Raw genomic sequence first — 17154 nt, forward strand, 5'->3', positions numbered from 1 at the left:
TTAATCCCTCCCCCAGCGTAAGAGAATCCCGCCATAACTGAGACCAGCCCCAAAGGCCACCATCAAAACAAGGTCTCCATTTTTTAGTTTCCCCGCCTCTTCGGCCATGGACAGGCCTACGGGAATGCAGGCGGCACTCATATTGCCAAAGTAATCCAGATTGATCAAGGTTTTTTCCTTTGGAATCCTCATCCTTTTCATGGCGGTTTTTATTATGCGCAGGTTAGCCTGGTGCGGAACGAAAAGATCTACATCCTGGTAGCTCAAGCCCGCTCCCGTGAGTAGCTTTTCACTCACCTTAACCACAATTTTGGTAGCAAATCTAAATATCTCGTTGCCGTCCATTCTTATAAAGTGGAGGCGTTGTTCCAAGGTCTCTTTACTTGGGGGTAAAGCCGAGCCCCCGGCAGGCATATAAAGGTGCCTGGCGCCTGAACCATCCGCCCCCAGATAAGTGCTTAAAATTCCGGGCCCGGAATTCCCTTTTCCTATTACGGCCGCACCAGCTCCGTCCCCGAATAAAACGCAGGTGTTGCGGTCAGTATAATCGGTGAATCGGGAACAAAGATCAGCACCTATTACCAGTATTTTCTTGTATTCCGGGGAGAGGAGAAATTTTTCCGCTATACCCAGAGCATAGACAAAGCCGGTACAACCGGCTTCCACATCAAAGGCGGCAGCCTTGCCGGCTCCAAGCCGATCCTGTACTATACAGGCCGTGGAAGGAAACAGCATGTCCGGACTGGATGTACCCACAATTATTAAATCCAGTTCGTTAGCTTCAGTGCCGGAGCGTTCCAAGGCTATTTTCGCTGCTTGCCAGCATAAATCCGAAGTAGCCATATCCTTATCAGCAATCCGGCGCTCCAGTATACCGGTTCTCTCCACAATCCACTCGTGGCTGGTATCCACCATTTGTTCAAGTTCCTGGTTATTGAGTATTCTGTCAGGAAGAGAGTGTCCCATACCCAGTATCTGAACCTTCAATTAATGCACCACCTTGTATTGTCATTTCAGCTTGCTTAAAAAAGTAAAAGTTCACCAGATAATTGTATTCATCTTTAGCAAATCAACTCATCATATTTATGTAACCCTCCAGCCTGCAAATATAACAACTGTAAGGTTGAGGGCATTAAGCACTGAGAAAAAATATGAGGTATTCTATTTCTCACTATTCCCCCATGCCCCGAGGGCACAACCATCGATAAAAACAGAAGGTATTCTATTTTCTTACTAACCCTTTGAAAATGAAAGGTATTTTAGTTGAAAATTCAAGTTTTTAACGGGGTATTTGTGCACAATTTTGTATAAATCAATGGCATAAGTTATTAAACCAGTATAGGGAAAAAAAGTCAAGAGTTTTCGCAATTGTTTGACAATTGAAGCATTTCTCGCGATATGCTTCAATTGTGAATATGAATCAATTATAATTAATTAGGCATGATAATAAAAGCAAAATATTTTAATTTTGTTATTTATTTCAATTTATCGTAGGAGGTATTTAATTTTGCAACTGCCAACACTCAGAATCGCTGAATATATCCCCCGCTTTCCCATTGTTCAAGGCGGTATGTCAGTTCGTGTTTCTACTGCCTCCCTGGCTTCGGCGGTAGCCAGAGCCGGGGGTATCGGAGTTATCGGCGCTACTGGTATTTCACTCGCGGAATTAAAGGAAGAAATACGCCAGGCCCGTAGCCGGGCAGAGGGGGGAATACTGGGGGTAAACATAATGTTTGCCGCCCGCCAGTTTGCGGAATTGGTAAAAACGGCTATAGATGAAAAGATAGACATTATTTTTACCGGGGCTGGTTTTTCCCGGGATATCTTTCGCTGGGTACAGGATTCCACCACTGCCGTGGTTCCTATCGTCTCATCGGCTAAAGCTGCCCGCCTGGCGGAAAAATCAGGGGCTCCGGCGGTAGTGGCTGAGGGTTCTGAAGCGGGCGGGCACCTGGGAACTGACCGTTCTATCAAAGACATATTGCCGGAAATCGTGGAAACCGTTAAGATACCGGTGATAGCTGCCGGAGGCATAGTTGACGGGAAGGATATGGCGGATATGGTTAAACTCGGGGCCAGCGGGATTCAGATGGCAACTCGCTTTGTCTTAAGTGAAGAATGTTCGGTGGCAGATGAGTACAAACAGCTCTACCTTGAAGCTCGGGAAGAAGATGTGATTATTATAAAAAGCCCGGTAGGAATGCCGGGACGGGCTCTTAAAAACAAATTTGCCCAGCTTATCAGCGAGGGAAACGCCCCCGAGCCTGAATATTGTGATGCTTGTCTGAAGAATTGTTCGGCCGATTACTGTATTCTTCAGGCTTTGAACCATGCCCATGATGGACAGGTTGACGATGGCGTGGTTTTCGCCGGGCAAAATGTCTTTAAAATCAAAGAAATCCTGCCGGTATCCCGTATTTTTGCACAAATCCTGGCCGAGTATACTGCTGCGAAATAAAACCTGACATGGGGACGGGGTTATTACATCCCCCTATCAGGGCAAGAGAGCGTTGGAGTCTTTGCAAGTAAAACAGCCGACCCCTTTTATAGAGGTCGGCTGTTTTTATTCGGCTGTTTTTATTAGAGTTTCTTCTGAGAAAGGAGGGACTGGCTACATCATTCCGCCCATTCCCCCCATGCCGCCCATACCGGCAGCGCCCATGCCTTTCATCTCGTCTTCACCCGGGATCTCACTTACAACTGCTTCGGTAGTGAGAACCATAGCGGAAATACTGGCCGCATTCTGTACGGCTGAGCGGGTTACCTTGGCCGGGTCAATAATACCGGCGGCAAACATATTTTCATATACTCCTGTCAGAGCATTATAGCCGATTCCTGTTTCTGCTTCCTTAACTTTTTCTACCACCACTGAGCCCTCGATGCCGGCATTATTGGCAATCTGGCGCAGGGGTTCTTCCATAGCTTTCTTTACCAGATTTACTCCGGTTAATTCATCACCCTGAACCTCAATCTTGTCTATAGCCTTGATAGCATTTATCAGGGCTACTCCTCCACCGGAGACGATTCCTTCCTCAACTGCTGCCTTGGTGGCGGCCAGAGCGTCTTCAATACGATGCTTTCTTTCCTTCAATTCGGTTTCAGTAGCAGCTCCCACCTGGATTACCGCTACCCCACCGGACAGCTTGGCCAGTCTCTCCTGCAGTTTTTCCCGATCGTATTCTGATTCAGTTTCTTCCAGTTGTTTCTTGATATTGGCGCCGCGGTCGCGGATGGCTTGTTCGGAACCAGCCCCATCCACAATGATAGTCTCATCCTTCTTGATTACTACTTGACGGGCTTTGCCCAGCATATCCAGGGATACATTTTCCATTTTAATGCCCAGATCCTCGGTCGCTACCTGCCCGTTGGTGAGGACAGCTATGTCTTCGAGCATAGCTTTTCTTCTTTCCCCAAAAGCCGGAGCTTTTACTGCCACACAGTTGAAGGTTCCGCGCAGTTTGTTCACTACCAGGGTGGCCAGGGCTTCCCCTTCTACATCCTCAGCAATTAAGAGCATGGGTTTCCCGGTTTGGACTACTTTTTCCAACACGGGAAGAACTTCACCGATAACAGAAATCTTCTTGTCGCTAATCAGAATATACGGGTCTTCCAGTACTGCCTCCATCTTTTCCGTATTGGTGATCATATAGGGAGATATATAACCACGATCAAAGTTCATACCTTCCACAACTTCCAGGGAAGTACCTACAGACTGTGATTCTTCAACGGTTATTACCCCGTCCCGGCCCACTTTTTCCATGGCATCCGCTATCAATTGACCGATTTCAGGATCATCGGCGGATATGGCCGCTACCTGAGCAATGGAATCTCTCGATTCAACCGGTTTACTTAGAGCCTTGATTTCGTCAACAATCGCTGTTACCGCCTTGTCAATACCCCTTCTCATAATCATGGGATTAGCTCCGGCAGCAACATTCTTCAGACCTTCTTTAATCATTGCCTGGGCCAGCAAGGTAGCGGTGGTAGTACCATCGCCGGCTATGTCATTAGTCTTTATGGCAACTTCCTTGACCAGTTGGCAACCCAGGTTTTCCCACGGATCTTTGAGGTCAATGTCACGGGCTATGGTAACACCGTCATTGGTGATGGTAGGTGAACCGAATTTACGATCCAGAACCACATTTCTTCCTTTAGGTCCAAGAGTGATTTTTACAGCATTGGCCAGAGTATCTACTCCTCTTTCCAATGCTCTTCTTGCTTCTTCACCAAACTTTATTTCTTTGGATAACATCTATGTATCCTCCTTTTAGTTTATTTTCGCCAGGATATCTCTTTGTGACATGACCAGATACTCTTCTCCATCAAGCTTGATCTCAGTTCCACCATACTTGGAGAAAATAACCTTATCTCCTACCGCCACATCCATAGGCATTCTCTCGCCTTTGTCATTCAAGGCTCCGGGACCTACAGCCAGAACTTCGCCTTCCTGGGGTTTCTCTTTAGCGGTGTCCGGTACATACAGCCCACTTTTAGTTTTTTCTGCAGCCACTTCAGCTACTTTTACCACCAGACGATCTCCTAAAGGTTGAATCTTCAAGGGTATACCTCCTTCTATTGTTTCTTGGTTGTTAGCACTCAATGATTGTGAGTGCTAACATTTATTTATAATATTAGGCAAGACCCGTCAAGTATTCAAATGAAATAACCAGCGAAATCCGCCCAATATTTCCGATTAATATTATGCTACTGTCTTTTTCTTTTTATACCTCTAAATATCAGCTTTTTTTAAATTTCAAGTTCAATTTAGCCCTGCCCACATTCAGCAGCTGAACCAAGCAGAATATCCAGAGCGTGATCCAGTGCGGGCAAAACAGCCTCCAATGATTCTCTGACCCCTTTTACACTTCCCGGCAGGTTGATAATCAAGCTTTGTCCCCGAATACCGGCAACAGCTCGTGACAGCATGGCTTTAGGTGTATTTTGCATACCATATAAACGCATAGCCTCCGGTATCCCTGGCACCGTCTTTTCAATAACCTCCAGGGTAGCATCGGGAGTCACATCACGGCTGGAAAATCCGGTACCCCCGGAAGTAAGCAGGAGGTTGAGGGAAAGTACATCACAGGCATAGATAAGTCGTTTAATAATTTCTTCCTTCTCGTCCGCTATCACTTCGTAATATGCAACCTGGTACCCTTCACCCAGCAAATCTTGAATCTGTTGACCGCTGCGATCGTCTCTTTCCCCTCGGGAACCTTTGTCACTCATTACTAGTATTCCCACCCGATACACTTTGTTAATCACCTCATCGTATTCAGCACTTGCCACAGGCCTGCCACAGGGACAGTTCTCCTGGCTGGTGTTCAAACCTCCAAAACACGCTACAGAACTTCTACCGGATCACCTTTTTTTATGGTTCCGCCTTGCATGACCTGGCAGAACAAGCCCTCGTATGGGAGCAAGGTTACACCCAGGGTACGGGTTACCACACTGGGATGATCTTCTTTTCCTATCTGGGATACCTGCAAAATCGCTTCATCCCCAATTTTTAGCCTGCCCCCGACTCCTACTCCAACCAGATCCAATCCTTCAATAAGAAGGTTCTCCGCAAAGGCTCCCGGCCCAACTTGGAGATTATGCTCTTTGTTGGCTTTTACCACACTGGCCCAGTTAAGACAGGTTACCTGCCGGTGCCAATCACCCGCATGCCCATCATTTTCAATGCCAAAATTCTCAATAAGCCGGGCCTGGTCCACTTCCGTTTTAAGCTGAGCCCTTTCCGGACTTATGCATATTGAATGAAGTTTGCCATTTTTTTTCATAATTAACTCCTTTTCTCCACATATTGCCAAAAGAAGCTGTCCAAAAAACCAATCCTTTTTTACAGGTAACGCGCTCCTTGATTTCACCAGTGAACTATTTGGCATGCAAACTATACAGAATACAGAGGGTGGTCAAATCTATAGAGCCTTCGTTTGCAATCAACTGGAGCACTCTTATGAGCACCTGATAGAATTCTACAAAATGTCAGGAGAACCTTCCCCTTGACACCTTAATAAGTGGCCGCTCTTTCCTCCGCTTTTTTCCAAAAGCTTAATATCTGTGATTTCCATCCAGTGATCCACTGCTTTACTCATGTCATAGATGGTTAAAGCGGCCACAGTGACCGCCATAATGGCTTCCATTTCCACCCCGGTTTTACCGGTGGTTTTAACTTCCGCCTCAATTATAATACTGGAATTGACTTCATCAAAAGAAAAATCAAGATTGACGGAAGTCAGGTTCAAGGGGTGGCACATGGGAATAAGGGCTGGGGTCTGCTTGGCTCCCATAATGCCGGCAATTTGGGCCACCCCCAGAACATCTCCTTTTTTTATAGCTCCGTTTTTAATTTTTTCCATGGTTTCAGGCTGCATCTTGACCAGGGCTTGAGCAACAGCCACCCGTTCGCTATCATTTTTGCTGGTCACATCCACCATCCGGGCATAACCCTGCTCGTTAATGTGCGTAAATTCCATCCTTATCCTCCGATTTGATACATCTTGCGCTTATTTTCTTCGCCCCAGCCATTATTCATATGATGCCGGGCTGGTTTAGCTTTAATGGCCCAAATAAAGAGTTCTTTTATCTCTTCATCACTGGAATCATTTTTAAGGGCTGTTTTCAAATTAACCTCTCGTTTGTCATAAAGACATCCTCTGAGACCACCTTCAGCCGTCATACGGATGCGATTGCACTCCCCGCAAAAATGGTTGCTCATGGGACTAATAAAACCAAGTGAACCTTCTCCGTCCTCCAGGCTATAATACTTGGCTGGTCCATTCCCCGGCACTTTTTTCTGGGGATACAGAACATAGCTTTCCTCAATATAATCTTTAATATCCTGCGAGCGCATCATCCGCTCCTGGTTCCAGAACAACAGGTCACCTACGGGCATAAATTCGATAAAACGCACATGCAGAGGATATTTCCGGGCCAGTTCCACAAAATCAATAATTTCATCGTCATTAAATCCCCGGATAACCACCACATTGATCTTTACCGGGTGCATATCAAGTTCCAGGGCTTTAAAAATAGCCTCTTTTACCTGGGATAAGTCTCCCCGACGCGTAATATACTTGAATTTTTCCGGAACCAGGCTGTCCAGGCTGAAGTTAACCCGGTTTAAACCGGCATTTTTTAGTTCCTCCGCCAAATCAGCAAACAAGATTCCATTGGTGGTCAAAGCAATATCATCGATAAGGGGAAGTTGTGCAATATAACTAACCAATTGAGGCACATTTTTGCGAACCAGCGGTTCTCCTCCAGTCAGCCGGATTTTTTGTATTCCCAACTCACTGGCTATCCGAACCAACCTGGCCATTTCTTCCAGGCTCAGTATAGAATAATGAGTAAGGTTATCGACACCGGTCTCGGGCATGCAATAGCGACAACGTAAATTACATCTGTCAGTAAGGGATATTCGCATATAGTTAATATTTCTTTCGAATTTGTCCAGCATATTTTCCCCCCTCCCTGCTGCAGGGAAAAGCTTGTCCAGCCTAAAAGCAGCCTAATTCACAGCCAGAAATCTTGATTCCCGCCTCATCACACGCTTCTCCCAGTTCCCGGGGATCCATGTCCCACTTTCGGGCTAAATCATGAGCTTCGGTACAAGAGATTCTCCCCTGGGGAAACAAGTCCTTTAGCTTCACTACAAGCTCCTTCCTATCAGTCACTTTCCAAACACCTCCACAAAAAAAATCACCCCGGACAAGGGGTGTTATTAAGCACTGCACTTAATATTACTCCTTTCCAAACGGGAGGCACAGAGGTTTCCCTCCATACCCAATCGCTCAACCACCATAGCCATCACCTTAGGCCGGTATGAGTCGGAGATAATTACGCTTAATATTATACAACAAGAGATAATATACTACAATTAATTGCAAATAGGCCAGGGTAGCTGCGAAAATTTTCCTGACTTGCTATATGATAAATATTATTAAAAAAATCTCTACGGTAAGAATCCCGGTTTTCTGTGGTATTATTAGATAGAAAAGCAAGGTGCGGGAGGTGATATTCATGTCCTTTTTACAGTGGATTTTAATAGCTGTAGTATTTGGAGCCATTGAAGTCTTCACCGTTGGTCTATGGTTTCTGTGGTTAGCCCTTTCCGCTCTGCTGGTAGCAGCCGGTGCCGCCTTGAAACTCCTTCCCGGCCTGGAGGGCCAGTTGCTGGTATTCGCTGTTTTTACCCTTCTTTTTATCATATTTACCCGGCCTCTAGTGCTGAAATTCTTTAAAAGCAATGACACCGCCAGCAATGTCAACGCCCTGGTAGGACAGCATGGAATAAGCCTTAGCAGTATCGCCCCCCTGGAATATGGGCAGGTTAAAGTTAATGGTGAAGTGTGGACGGCGGTATCCCATCAAGAAATCGAGGAAGCTACTCGCGTTGTAGTAGCTGGAATTGAGGGGGTTAAGCTCCTGGTAGAAAAAGCCGACCTGGAAACAAACGAATAATTATATATTTTGGACTCCACCGCAAAAACCCCTTTTGTTGCATAAGGGTTGCATAAATATACAAAGCGAGCGTTGGCGAAGCATGGATGCAACACCAGGCGAAGACGAGCAGGCGAAAGGGGGCGAGCAACAGGACGTCGCGCGAGCGCTACCTGACCATGGATGGGAGATTAGCGCGTACCCCTTGAGCCGCGAGATAAGCCGCAGGTGTTGCCCATGCGTAGACTGCGAGCGGAATATTTATGCAAGCAAATGCATAATTATTACTTTTTGCAGAGGAATCATTTTTTGAAAAGGAGTGGTGATGATGGACCTGGTATTAGGTTTGTTTGTTAATTTTATGCTGGTAATATTTGTTATTATGCTGGCCTTCTCCTCCATCAAGATTATTAAACAGGCTACCGTGGGCATAGTGGAAAGGCTGGGTAAATACCACAAGAACGCCGAAAAGGGTATAAATGTGATTATTCCGTTCATTGACCGATTCAGAGCTGTGGTGGATCTGCGTGAACAGGTGGTGGATTTTCCGCCCCAACCAGTTATTACCAAGGATAATGTCACCATGATGATTGATACTGTTATCTATTACCAGGTTACTGATGCCTTCAAATACACTTATGAGATTTCTCGCCCCATCCTGGCTATAGAAAACCTGACTGCTACTACCTTGAGGAATATCGTGGGCGACCTGGAATTGGATGAAACCCTTACCTCCCGAGATCTGGTCAATACCAAACTGCGTTCCATTCTGGACGAAGCCACGGACAAATGGGGCATCAAGGTAAACCGGGTGGAGTTAAAAAACATTCTACCACCCCAGGATATCCAGACAGCCATGGAAAAACAGATGCGGGCGGAGAGGGAGAAAAGAGAAGCCATCCTGAGGGCGGAAGGGCAAAAGACTGCCGCCATCCTGGAAGCGGAAGGCCTGAAACAGGCGGCGATTCTCAACGCCGAAGCCATACGGGAAGCAGCCATTAAGGAAGCAGAAGGAATGAGGGAGGCCCAGATACTGCGGGCGGAAGGTGAAGCCCAGGCTATCCTAAATGTGCAAAGGGCTTTTGCTGACAGCCTGGTGATGATTAAAGACGCTGGTGCCGACAACAAGGTACTGGCCCTTAAATCCCTGGAAGCCTTGAAGGAAATCGGTGATGGCCAGTCCACCAAGCTGATTATTCCCAGCGACCTGGCGGGCCTGGGCGGAGTATTTGCCGCCTTGAAAGAGGCGGTTGAAGTAAATACTAAGGAGTAAAGAGTGAGGGGTTATACCGATACTCACTTTCCATCAGTGGTTGTGCCCCTGGGCATGGAGGTTAGTAAGATAATAAAGTTTTGACGAAAGAAGGACACAGACCCGGCACTCAGAAACAATAATTGGCAATAGTCTTGGGCGGATAATAACTGAGTGCCGGGTGATTAGAAGAACTCCCAGTTTACTACCAGTTCTGATTTTTCCGTTACTATCCAGTGTACCGGAACATCCAGGGAATCAGGGAAGCTATCATCGACCAGCTGAAATTCATAGCAAACACCACACTTGAAAACTCTCTCCCCTATCCCGGCTAAAAAACGGTCATAATATCCTTTTCCGTAACCCAGGCGATACCCCCTGGCATCAAATACCAGTCCCGGTACCAGGACTACATCTATTTCTGCTGCCGGAACGGCTTTCCCCAGAGGTTCTCTAATCCCGAAAGGCCCACTTGCGCATTGTTCCCATCCCTGGAACTCAACCGCTGCCATTTCTCCAGCACTTTCTACCCGGGGCAGAAAAATCCTTTTGCCTTGACCCCGTTGCTGTTTCAGGAAGGGTCGTAAATCCACTTCATTTTTTACTGCCGCAAAGCCCATAATACTTTTCGCCTGGCGCAGGGGCTCCAGCTCTTCCAGGCGACAGCCTATACACCGGCTGAATTCTTCCACCTCAGAGGGTGACATGGCATTTCTGCTTTCCAGCATCCCCTTTCTTAATGATTGTCTCCTCAGCCATCTGTCTTCCATGGATTTCCTCCCCTGTTTATTCTTTAACCTTGCCGTGTTTTCTAAATTGCAAATAATACAAAACCGCCGCCAGGGCAAAAAGAACCAGGCTGTAGGTCTGGCTGGTGGAAAAGGGGCCATACATTACCAGGTTGGCCCGGAAGAATTCCATAATAAAGCGGTAAGATGAGTAGAGCAGTAGATAAAGGAGAAAGACCTGCCCGGGAAACTTTTTTCGGGGGTAAAACCAGAGCAAGAAAAAGAAAAAAAGCAGATTAATCCCCGAGCTGTAGAGCTGGGTAGGATGACGGGGGAGATCGTCCACCAATGGGAAAACCACTCCGGGAACCGAAATGCAAACCTTGCCATAACAGCAACCAGCCAGGAAACAGCCGATTCTTACCAGGGCATAACCCAGGGCGGCAAAAGGAGAAAATATATCCCCCAGCTTCCAAAAAGGAAGCTGCTTTTTCCAGACATAAATAACGAGTCCCAAAAGCCCTCCCAACAAGCCACCATACCATACCAGCCCGGCAAAGCCATTGGAGCCGGGCATAAACATTAATAGCGGCTTAAGAAAAAGCTCCCTTTCATAAATGGAAACATATAAAAGCCGGGCTCCCACTAAACCAGCAACTACCATGACCAGAACCAGATCAAAAGCCAGGTCCTCATCCCAGCCCTCTTTTCTGATTAAATTCCTGGCCCCAATTATTCCCACAATCACTGCCACTGCCAGCATAAAACCCCAGGAATAGACAGTTACCGCTCCAATTTTTATCAATACCGGGTGCAAGCTTACCACTCCTGACTTCTCTCTTTATCCACAGGGAGCTAATATTCAATATTCGGGATATCACTCCGGTCATAGGACAATTCTGACCAGGCGCAATGTTGCTAAACTGCGGGAATATGAATTATCAACAGACTTATCCACATTATCCACAGGCATTTTTCACAGGGACAATAGGCTGGGATGAGCATTCAATGAAAGAGGGGCAAAACTCCTATTGCCATAGTGATAATGGGCATTAGCCGCAATCATGGCAGCATTGTCCGTACAGAGTTTTAGGGAGGGATAGAAGAGCTTTAAGCCAGCTTCTTTCGCCCTGTTTTTCATCAAATTCCGCAATTCCTGGTTAGCGGCAACCCCTCCTGCCATCATAACGCTTCTGACCTGATACTTGACTGCCGCCTTAATGCTCTTTTCCACCAGGACTTCCACCAAAGCTGCCTGAAACTCAGCCGCCATATCATAGACATTGGCCTGGCCCCGACGCTGCAATTTGTTCCACTGGTTCATAGCAGCCGTCTTGAGTCCGCTGAAGCTGAACTCAAAATCATTTCTATCCAGGAAAACCCGCGGCAACTTCAACTGGCCAGCTTGTCCTTTGGCGGCAGCTGCCTGAATCGCCGGCCCCCCGGGATAACCCAATCCTAAAAAGCGGGCCACCTTGTCAAAAGCCTCCCCGGCTGCATCATCGCGGGTCTCCCCCAGCAATTCCATGCTATTTTGATCCGTCATTAAGAGAAGACTGGTATGCCCCCCGGAAACTACCAGGCAAATGGCCGGAAATTCAATTTCCTTATGCTCTAAAAAGTTGGCATAGATATGTCCATGCAGATGATTTACGGCAATCAGCGGTTTCTCCAGCCCATAGGCAAAAGCTTTAGCAAAGGAAACCCCTACCAGCAGAGCACCAACCAGTCCCGGTCTGTTGGTTACCGCTACCGCATCAATAGCGGAATAAGCCAGCTGGGCCTCGTAAAATGCTCTTTGCACTACCCCGGCAATATTTTCGATATGCTTGCGGGAAGCAACTTCAGGTACCACCCCGCCAAACTGCTGGTGTATTTCAATCTGAGAATTCACCACATTGGACAGAATTTCCGTTCCGTTCCGAACTATGGCCGCCGCCGTTTCATCGCACGAGGTTTCAATACCCAGTATTAGACTTTTTCGCATTAAACCACCTCTTTTATTATTGCCCCCATGCCTCAACGCCGAGTTGACAAGAAGGTTTGACAAGGGGACGGGGTTGTTGACATACTCGATCCCTTTGGTTGCTATTAAAGTTACTGTAGTCGGCACTTAGCCATTAATCCACTAATCTTATTACAAATTATCGCTTCTGAGTGCCAGGTTTGCGTCCTAAGCGTCAAAAAGTTGTTTTTCGTACTAACCTCCTATGCCTCAAAGGCCACAACCAACGATGAAAAGTGAGTTAGCCGGCGCTTGTTATATAGTAAAATGAGGTAGGAAATAACCCCTTCCCCTCTTGATGTCTGACGACTGACTACCGATGACCAATAACCCCTCATTTTCCTTAAAACAAATACTTGGTCATAAGCAGAGCGTCTTCCCGATTATCGGAATAATATTCCCGGCGCAGTCCGGTCTGGATATAGCCCAAATTCCTGTACATGGTTAAAGCAGCCTGGTTGGAAGGTCTTACTTCCAGCATAATAGAAGCCGCCTTTTTATTGAAGGCTTGCTGCTCCAGTCTCTCCATCAAAGCCCGGCCCATACCCTGCTGGCGAAAGTGCCTGTCAACTGCGACATTGGTAATATGCGCTTCCTCAAATACCACCCAAATACCGGCATAGGCTGCTACTTCACCCCGGACATCGCAAACCAGATAGCTGGCATATTCGTTATCGAACTCCTTGAGGTAAGAATCTCGCGACCAGGGCAGGGTGAAAGATTCATTTTCAATTATCATCACCCGCTCAATATCTTTAATAGTCATTTTTCTTATAAGGAAACAGGTATTCAGCATATCATTGGGCTCCTTTTTCCACTACCAGGCAGAGAGAAAAAGTGCGTATATCATTGAGCTCCCTTTCCCAGACGGTATTCAGCCTCAGACAATCTAATATAATGGGGTCGCAGGCTGAACAGGTTTTCCCATTCCCCGGCCTCCAGCTTCAACATAGCCAGGCTGGCTATGGAGGCAGCCCGGGGATACATCAGGTGCGGTGCTGCCACCAGCAATTTCTCCCCCAGGGCCTGGTGAAAATACTCTTCATAAGGGTAATACGCATCCCCCAGCAGCAAAAGCTTTTCCCGTCCTAATTTCCGCGCCAAATGCAAAGCTTGTTCAACAAAATCAGCGGGGGAACAGGCAGACATCTCCACCATTCTCCGCGGCCGGGCTCCGGAAACATCATAAGAACAGGTGTAAACCTCATGTTTCCTGGCATCAAGCAGAGGACAGACCAGGGCCTGGCTCCGATGCACATTATAAGCCAGGGCATCGAGTGTGGCAACTGTTATCAAGGGCTTACCGCTGGCCAGGCAAAGCCCTTTGGCGGTAGCCATACCTATGCGCAAGCCCGTGAAAGAACCTGGTCCAGCGCTGATGGCTACAGCCGCCAGATCATCAATATTACATTCACATTCTCTTAAAACCCGGTCAATCATGGGCATCAAGGTCTGAGAATGGGTCTTTTTATAGTTGCTGAATTCTTCTTTTAAAAGTTTATTGCCCTCCAGCAGTGCTACCCCGGCTACCGGTGTAGCACTGTCAATAGCCAGTATCAACAAGAGCCTTCAACTCCTCCAACTTATGCTGGTATTTTTCTCCCCGCGCGCAAATCCCCACTACTCTTTCCCGCTCATAGTCATCATCGCAGAGCTTAATATCTATGAACATGGCTTCCCGGGGAAATTGCCCCTCCCCGGCCTCCGGCCATTCAATCAGGGATATGCCGTCCCCTTCCAGGTATTCTTCCCAACCCAGGTCATGGAGATCACTGTCTTCCAGGCGGTAGAGGTCAAAATGAAAAATTTGAGTTGGAGCCGGATAGATATTCAGCAGGGTAAAGGTAGGGCTATTCACCCGCCCGCTGTAACCCAAACCACGCGAAATTCCTCTTACCAGTGTAGTTTTGCCCGCACCCAGCACTCCGCTCAAATAGACAATATCTCCTTTTTCCAGAACCCGGGCAAGATCATGACCGAGTTTCTGCATCTCCTCATCATTTTTCACTGTAAAATGCAACAAATCACCTCGTTGTTTTACCGCTAGAAAGCATTACCCCTGGGCCAGGATTTTCTTATACTCATCTCTAATCAGCTGAAAGTCCTGCCAGGCCGCTTTTTTATAAGCTGGATTGCGCAGGAGGGCTGCGGGGTGGTAGGTAGCCATAATCTTAACCCCTTGTCGGCTGAACCATTTGCCTCGAATTTTAGAGACACTCGCTTTAGGGTCAATGACCACCTGACTGGCCATGGCTCCCAGGCATACGATAATACCTGGTTGCATTATCCTTATCTGCGCCTCCAGATAATTCCTGCATTCTCTCACCTCATCAGGATTGGGCAGGCGATTGCCCGGCGGGCGGCATTTTACCACATTAGTAATATAGACCTGGGCCCGCGGGATTTCCGCCGCCACTAATATTTTATCCAGCAATTGCCCGGCCCTTCCCACAAAGGGTCGCCCCTGTTCGTCTTCATCCTTCCCTGGTCCTTCTCCGATAAACATTATTTTGCTCTTTAACTCCCCATCCCCGAAAACTACCTGCCGACAAGTACTGCGCAAGCGGCACTTGCTGCAATGTTGCGCCACTTCCTCGAGCTGGCCGACCTCCTTGATTCCGGGGAAAGCCTCCTTCTCTTTAACCCCGGGCAGGAATGGGGAGCTGATTTCTTTAGCAGCAAGCTGCTTCTCTTGGCGATATAATTCCTCACCCGGCAATAGCTCAAATAAACTTGGCTGTTCAGAAGACATTCTTTCCCCTCCCGTACCTTTTTAGTCTATCCATGTTAAATTTTTCAACTTGGAGACAGTTTAGCTGCTTCATCCCCAGGCGAAGATTATGTAGAAAATCTTGCTATTTTATTTAGATTAATATTATCATTTCCTGCTAACTCAGAGCAAAAAATATAGAATGAGGTTTTTCGTATGAAGAGAGCTTCGCTTGGACTTAAGGGTGATGTCACTGCAAAAGCCAGTGGGTTCAAATGTCCCACCGGCTTTTTAAAATCACCCTATCAGGATTAATCTAGGACATCTCTAAACTATTACTTCCCCCGCCAGCCTTCCAGCAAGCGGTATAGATCGCTAAAACCATTCCCAATTCTCCAGAACGAAACTCCTCCCAGCCGATTTTCCTGAACCAAATTAAGCTTCTCCTTCAGACTGGCTTCGTTTTCCAACCAGATTTCATGATGCTTTCCTTCTTCGTCATAATAGCTGTAGCGGGGGCTCATGCTCGGGTAATCAAAATCTTTTTGCAGCCCGTATTTCGTTTCCAATGCTTCCAGTTTAGGCGCTGTTACTGTGGTAGCGTTCTTTCCTGCTGTCCAGTCATATCCATAGGTAGGCAAACCCAGCAGTATTTTGTCCTGAGGAATTACGCTTCGCATATAACCGCAAACTTCCCTCACCCACCAGAGAGGAGCCACCGGACCAGGCGCAGTAGTACGATAACTATAATCATAAGCCATTACCACGACTGAATCGGCAACCTTTCCAATCTTTTCATACTCGTAGCCAACCGGCCATTTTTCCTTGCCGGTGCGGGCAAATACTGCCACCGAAAGCTCTTTGCCTGTTCCCAGGGAAGTCTTCAACTCCTGGAGAAACAAGGTTAGATTTCCAGCATCACCTGGATCAAGTAGTTCGAAATCAATATTCACTCCATCGTAATTGTCTTTCTTAACTGCATCCAGTAGATTGGCAATCAAACGAGCACGGTTTTCCGGATTGCTCAGGAGCTGGTGCAAAGCATCCTTCCCCATGAGAACAATACTGGCATGGGTTTTTACCCCTTTGCTCCTGGCCAAATCCAATGCCTCAGCAAAGCGATCCTGGTATTCATAAAACACTTCTCCCTGCCCATTGGTTTCAAACCAGCGAAAAGCCACATCGGAAAACAAGTTAATATTCTCCTGATACTCGACAAAAGAACGGTAATAATAAGCAAAAACCCGCGGCTGGTAATCAAAATTGATTAGCACTTCGCCATTCTGAGCATCCCAGGCTACCGCAGCACCCAGATTCTCAGTAAGAAAACGCAAAGGTATAAAGGTTCGCCCGGCGAATATGTATGGCGGAGAATCCAAAAAACGCTTTTCCCCATCAACCCTGGCTTCATTGCTGCCGATAAACATTTCAATGTACTTACCCGAGCAATTCATCGCCACTTTGCGCAGGGAGGCATCCCAAAACACTTCTCCTTTCAGGGCATCATCTTCCACTACAAAACGAACTGGTACCATGGTCCGGTTGTTGACTATTTGGGCCCCCGGGCTAAAGCTGCGCAGCTCCCCATTGATTCTTATTCCGGGGTTGGAGGCCATTGTAAGGGTTGGAAAAGCCAGGAGATATGTAAAAGCCAACAACAGCAAAAACAATATGTACTTATTGAATCTCAATTTTAACACCTCATTAATTATACTTGTACTATTGATGTCACTGCAAAAAGTTATATTTATGCATTAGTGTGCATAAATATACCGCGCAACAACCTTAATAGCGACCAAAGGGAGCATCAGAAGTGCCCGACAGGGTGCAACCTTAATAGCGACCGAAGGGTATGTAGGGAACGACCCCCGTGTCGTTCCGAATCAGGCGCAACAACCTTAATAGCGATCGCAAGGCATTGTAAGGGATGAGGGTAGTTTCATCCTCCGACACATAGTATTAGACTCTATCCTGCTCACAGTTGGATAATTAACATCGAGTGCCGGTTGCGGTA

Annotated in this window: 19 protein-coding genes and 1 riboswitch; of the genes, 3 read left to right on the forward strand and 16 right to left on the reverse strand. The window is 47.0% G+C overall.

The genetic code is table 11. From position 1 onward, the window contains the following. Positions 1 to 987 carry a beta-ketoacyl-ACP synthase III gene (locus PHP87_RS00800; RefSeq protein WP_299917298.1) on the reverse strand — a complete coding sequence of 329 codons (987 nt, stop codon included), beginning with the start codon at positions 985 to 987 and terminating at the stop codon, positions 1 to 3. Between the two features lie 520 nt (positions 988 to 1507). Here PHP87_RS00800 and PHP87_RS00805 point away from each other — a divergent pair. Next, positions 1508 to 2458, forward strand: a complete 951-nt coding sequence (locus PHP87_RS00805; protein WP_299917300.1) for a nitronate monooxygenase — start codon at positions 1508 to 1510, stop codon at positions 2456 to 2458. 153 nt (positions 2459 to 2611) lie between these two features. Here PHP87_RS00805 and groL read toward each other — a convergent pair whose 3' ends face one another. From groL to PHP87_RS00840, 7 genes are all read right to left on the reverse strand, one after another. Beyond that, positions 2612 to 4252: a chaperonin GroEL gene (groL, locus tag PHP87_RS00810; protein ID WP_299917301.1), complete on the reverse strand. Its 1641-nt coding sequence runs from the start codon at positions 4250 to 4252 to the stop codon at positions 2612 to 2614. Positions 4253 to 4267: 15 nt separating this feature from the next. Next, the gene (gene groES / locus PHP87_RS00815; protein ID WP_299917303.1) at positions 4268 to 4558 is read right to left on the reverse strand and encodes a co-chaperone GroES; all 291 of its coding nucleotides are present in this window, start codon (positions 4556 to 4558) and stop codon (positions 4268 to 4270) included. Between the two features lie 206 nt (positions 4559 to 4764). Beyond that, entirely contained in the window at positions 4765 to 5253 is a 489-nt protein-coding gene (locus PHP87_RS00820; RefSeq protein WP_299917398.1) for a MogA/MoaB family molybdenum cofactor biosynthesis protein, read from the reverse strand. Between the two features lie 89 nt (positions 5254 to 5342). Then, a complete protein-coding gene (locus PHP87_RS00825) occupies positions 5343 to 5783 on the reverse strand; it encodes an MOSC domain-containing protein (protein WP_299917306.1) in 441 nt (146 codons plus the stop codon). 195 nt (positions 5784 to 5978) lie between these two features. Next, entirely contained in the window at positions 5979 to 6479 is a 501-nt protein-coding gene (moaC, locus tag PHP87_RS00830; RefSeq protein WP_299917309.1) for a cyclic pyranopterin monophosphate synthase MoaC, read from the reverse strand. Positions 6480 to 6481: 2 nt separating this feature from the next. Further along, complete coding sequence (gene moaA, locus PHP87_RS00835; protein ID WP_299917315.1) at positions 6482 to 7462, reverse strand: GTP 3',8-cyclase MoaA; 981 nt, start codon at positions 7460 to 7462, stop codon at positions 6482 to 6484. 40 nt (positions 7463 to 7502) lie between these two features. After that, positions 7503 to 7679, reverse strand: coding sequence for a hypothetical protein (locus tag PHP87_RS00840; RefSeq protein WP_299917318.1), 177 nt, complete (start codon positions 7677 to 7679; stop codon positions 7503 to 7505). A gap of 52 nt (positions 7680 to 7731) precedes the next feature. Beyond that, a riboswitch (molybdenum cofactor riboswitch) is annotated at positions 7732 to 7850 on the reverse strand. Positions 7851 to 8025: 175 nt separating this feature from the next. Here PHP87_RS00840 and PHP87_RS00845 point away from each other — a divergent pair. Continuing rightward, positions 8026 to 8466, forward strand: a complete 441-nt coding sequence (locus PHP87_RS00845) for an NfeD family protein (protein WP_299917321.1) — start codon at positions 8026 to 8028, stop codon at positions 8464 to 8466. Positions 8467 to 8773: 307 nt separating this feature from the next. Next, positions 8774 to 9718, forward strand: coding sequence for an SPFH domain-containing protein (locus PHP87_RS00850; protein ID WP_299917323.1), 945 nt, complete (start codon positions 8774 to 8776; stop codon positions 9716 to 9718). Positions 9719 to 9882: 164 nt separating this feature from the next. Here the strand turns inward: PHP87_RS00850 and PHP87_RS00855 are convergent, their stop codons facing one another. The 8 genes from PHP87_RS00855 to PHP87_RS00890 form a co-directional block, all read right to left on the reverse strand. Then, the gene (locus PHP87_RS00855) at positions 9883 to 10467 is read right to left on the reverse strand and encodes a 5-formyltetrahydrofolate cyclo-ligase (RefSeq protein ID WP_299917326.1); all 585 of its coding nucleotides are present in this window, start codon (positions 10465 to 10467) and stop codon (positions 9883 to 9885) included. Positions 10468 to 10483: 16 nt separating this feature from the next. Then, positions 10484 to 11242: a prolipoprotein diacylglyceryl transferase gene (lgt, locus tag PHP87_RS00860; protein WP_299917329.1), complete on the reverse strand. Its 759-nt coding sequence runs from the start codon at positions 11240 to 11242 to the stop codon at positions 10484 to 10486. A gap of 159 nt (positions 11243 to 11401) precedes the next feature. Then, positions 11402 to 12412: a tRNA (adenosine(37)-N6)-threonylcarbamoyltransferase complex transferase subunit TsaD gene (tsaD, locus tag PHP87_RS00865; RefSeq protein WP_299917331.1), complete on the reverse strand. Its 1011-nt coding sequence runs from the start codon at positions 12410 to 12412 to the stop codon at positions 11402 to 11404. 361 nt (positions 12413 to 12773) lie between these two features. Continuing rightward, entirely contained in the window at positions 12774 to 13226 is a 453-nt protein-coding gene (gene rimI, locus PHP87_RS00870; RefSeq protein WP_299917334.1) for a ribosomal protein S18-alanine N-acetyltransferase, read from the reverse strand. A gap of 50 nt (positions 13227 to 13276) precedes the next feature. After that, positions 13277 to 13993 carry a tRNA (adenosine(37)-N6)-threonylcarbamoyltransferase complex dimerization subunit type 1 TsaB gene (gene tsaB / locus PHP87_RS00875; RefSeq protein ID WP_299917336.1) on the reverse strand — a complete coding sequence of 239 codons (717 nt, stop codon included), beginning with the start codon at positions 13991 to 13993 and terminating at the stop codon, positions 13277 to 13279. Further along, the gene (gene tsaE / locus PHP87_RS00880; protein ID WP_299917338.1) at positions 13974 to 14450 is read right to left on the reverse strand and encodes a tRNA (adenosine(37)-N6)-threonylcarbamoyltransferase complex ATPase subunit type 1 TsaE; all 477 of its coding nucleotides are present in this window, start codon (positions 14448 to 14450) and stop codon (positions 13974 to 13976) included. The genes tsaB and tsaE overlap by 20 nt, the downstream gene beginning before the upstream one ends. Positions 14451 to 14483: 33 nt before the next feature. After that, positions 14484 to 15182: a uracil-DNA glycosylase gene (locus PHP87_RS00885; RefSeq protein WP_299917340.1), complete on the reverse strand. Its 699-nt coding sequence runs from the start codon at positions 15180 to 15182 to the stop codon at positions 14484 to 14486. A gap of 293 nt (positions 15183 to 15475) precedes the next feature. Continuing rightward, positions 15476 to 16831, reverse strand: coding sequence for a glycosyl hydrolase family 18 protein (locus PHP87_RS00890; protein ID WP_299917343.1), 1356 nt, complete (start codon positions 16829 to 16831; stop codon positions 15476 to 15478). Positions 16832 to 17154 lie beyond the last annotated feature (323 nt).

Origin of the sequence: Syntrophomonas sp. (assembly GCF_028707975.1) — a bacterium.
Lineage (GTDB): Bacteria > Bacillota > Syntrophomonadia > Syntrophomonadales > Syntrophomonadaceae > Syntrophomonas.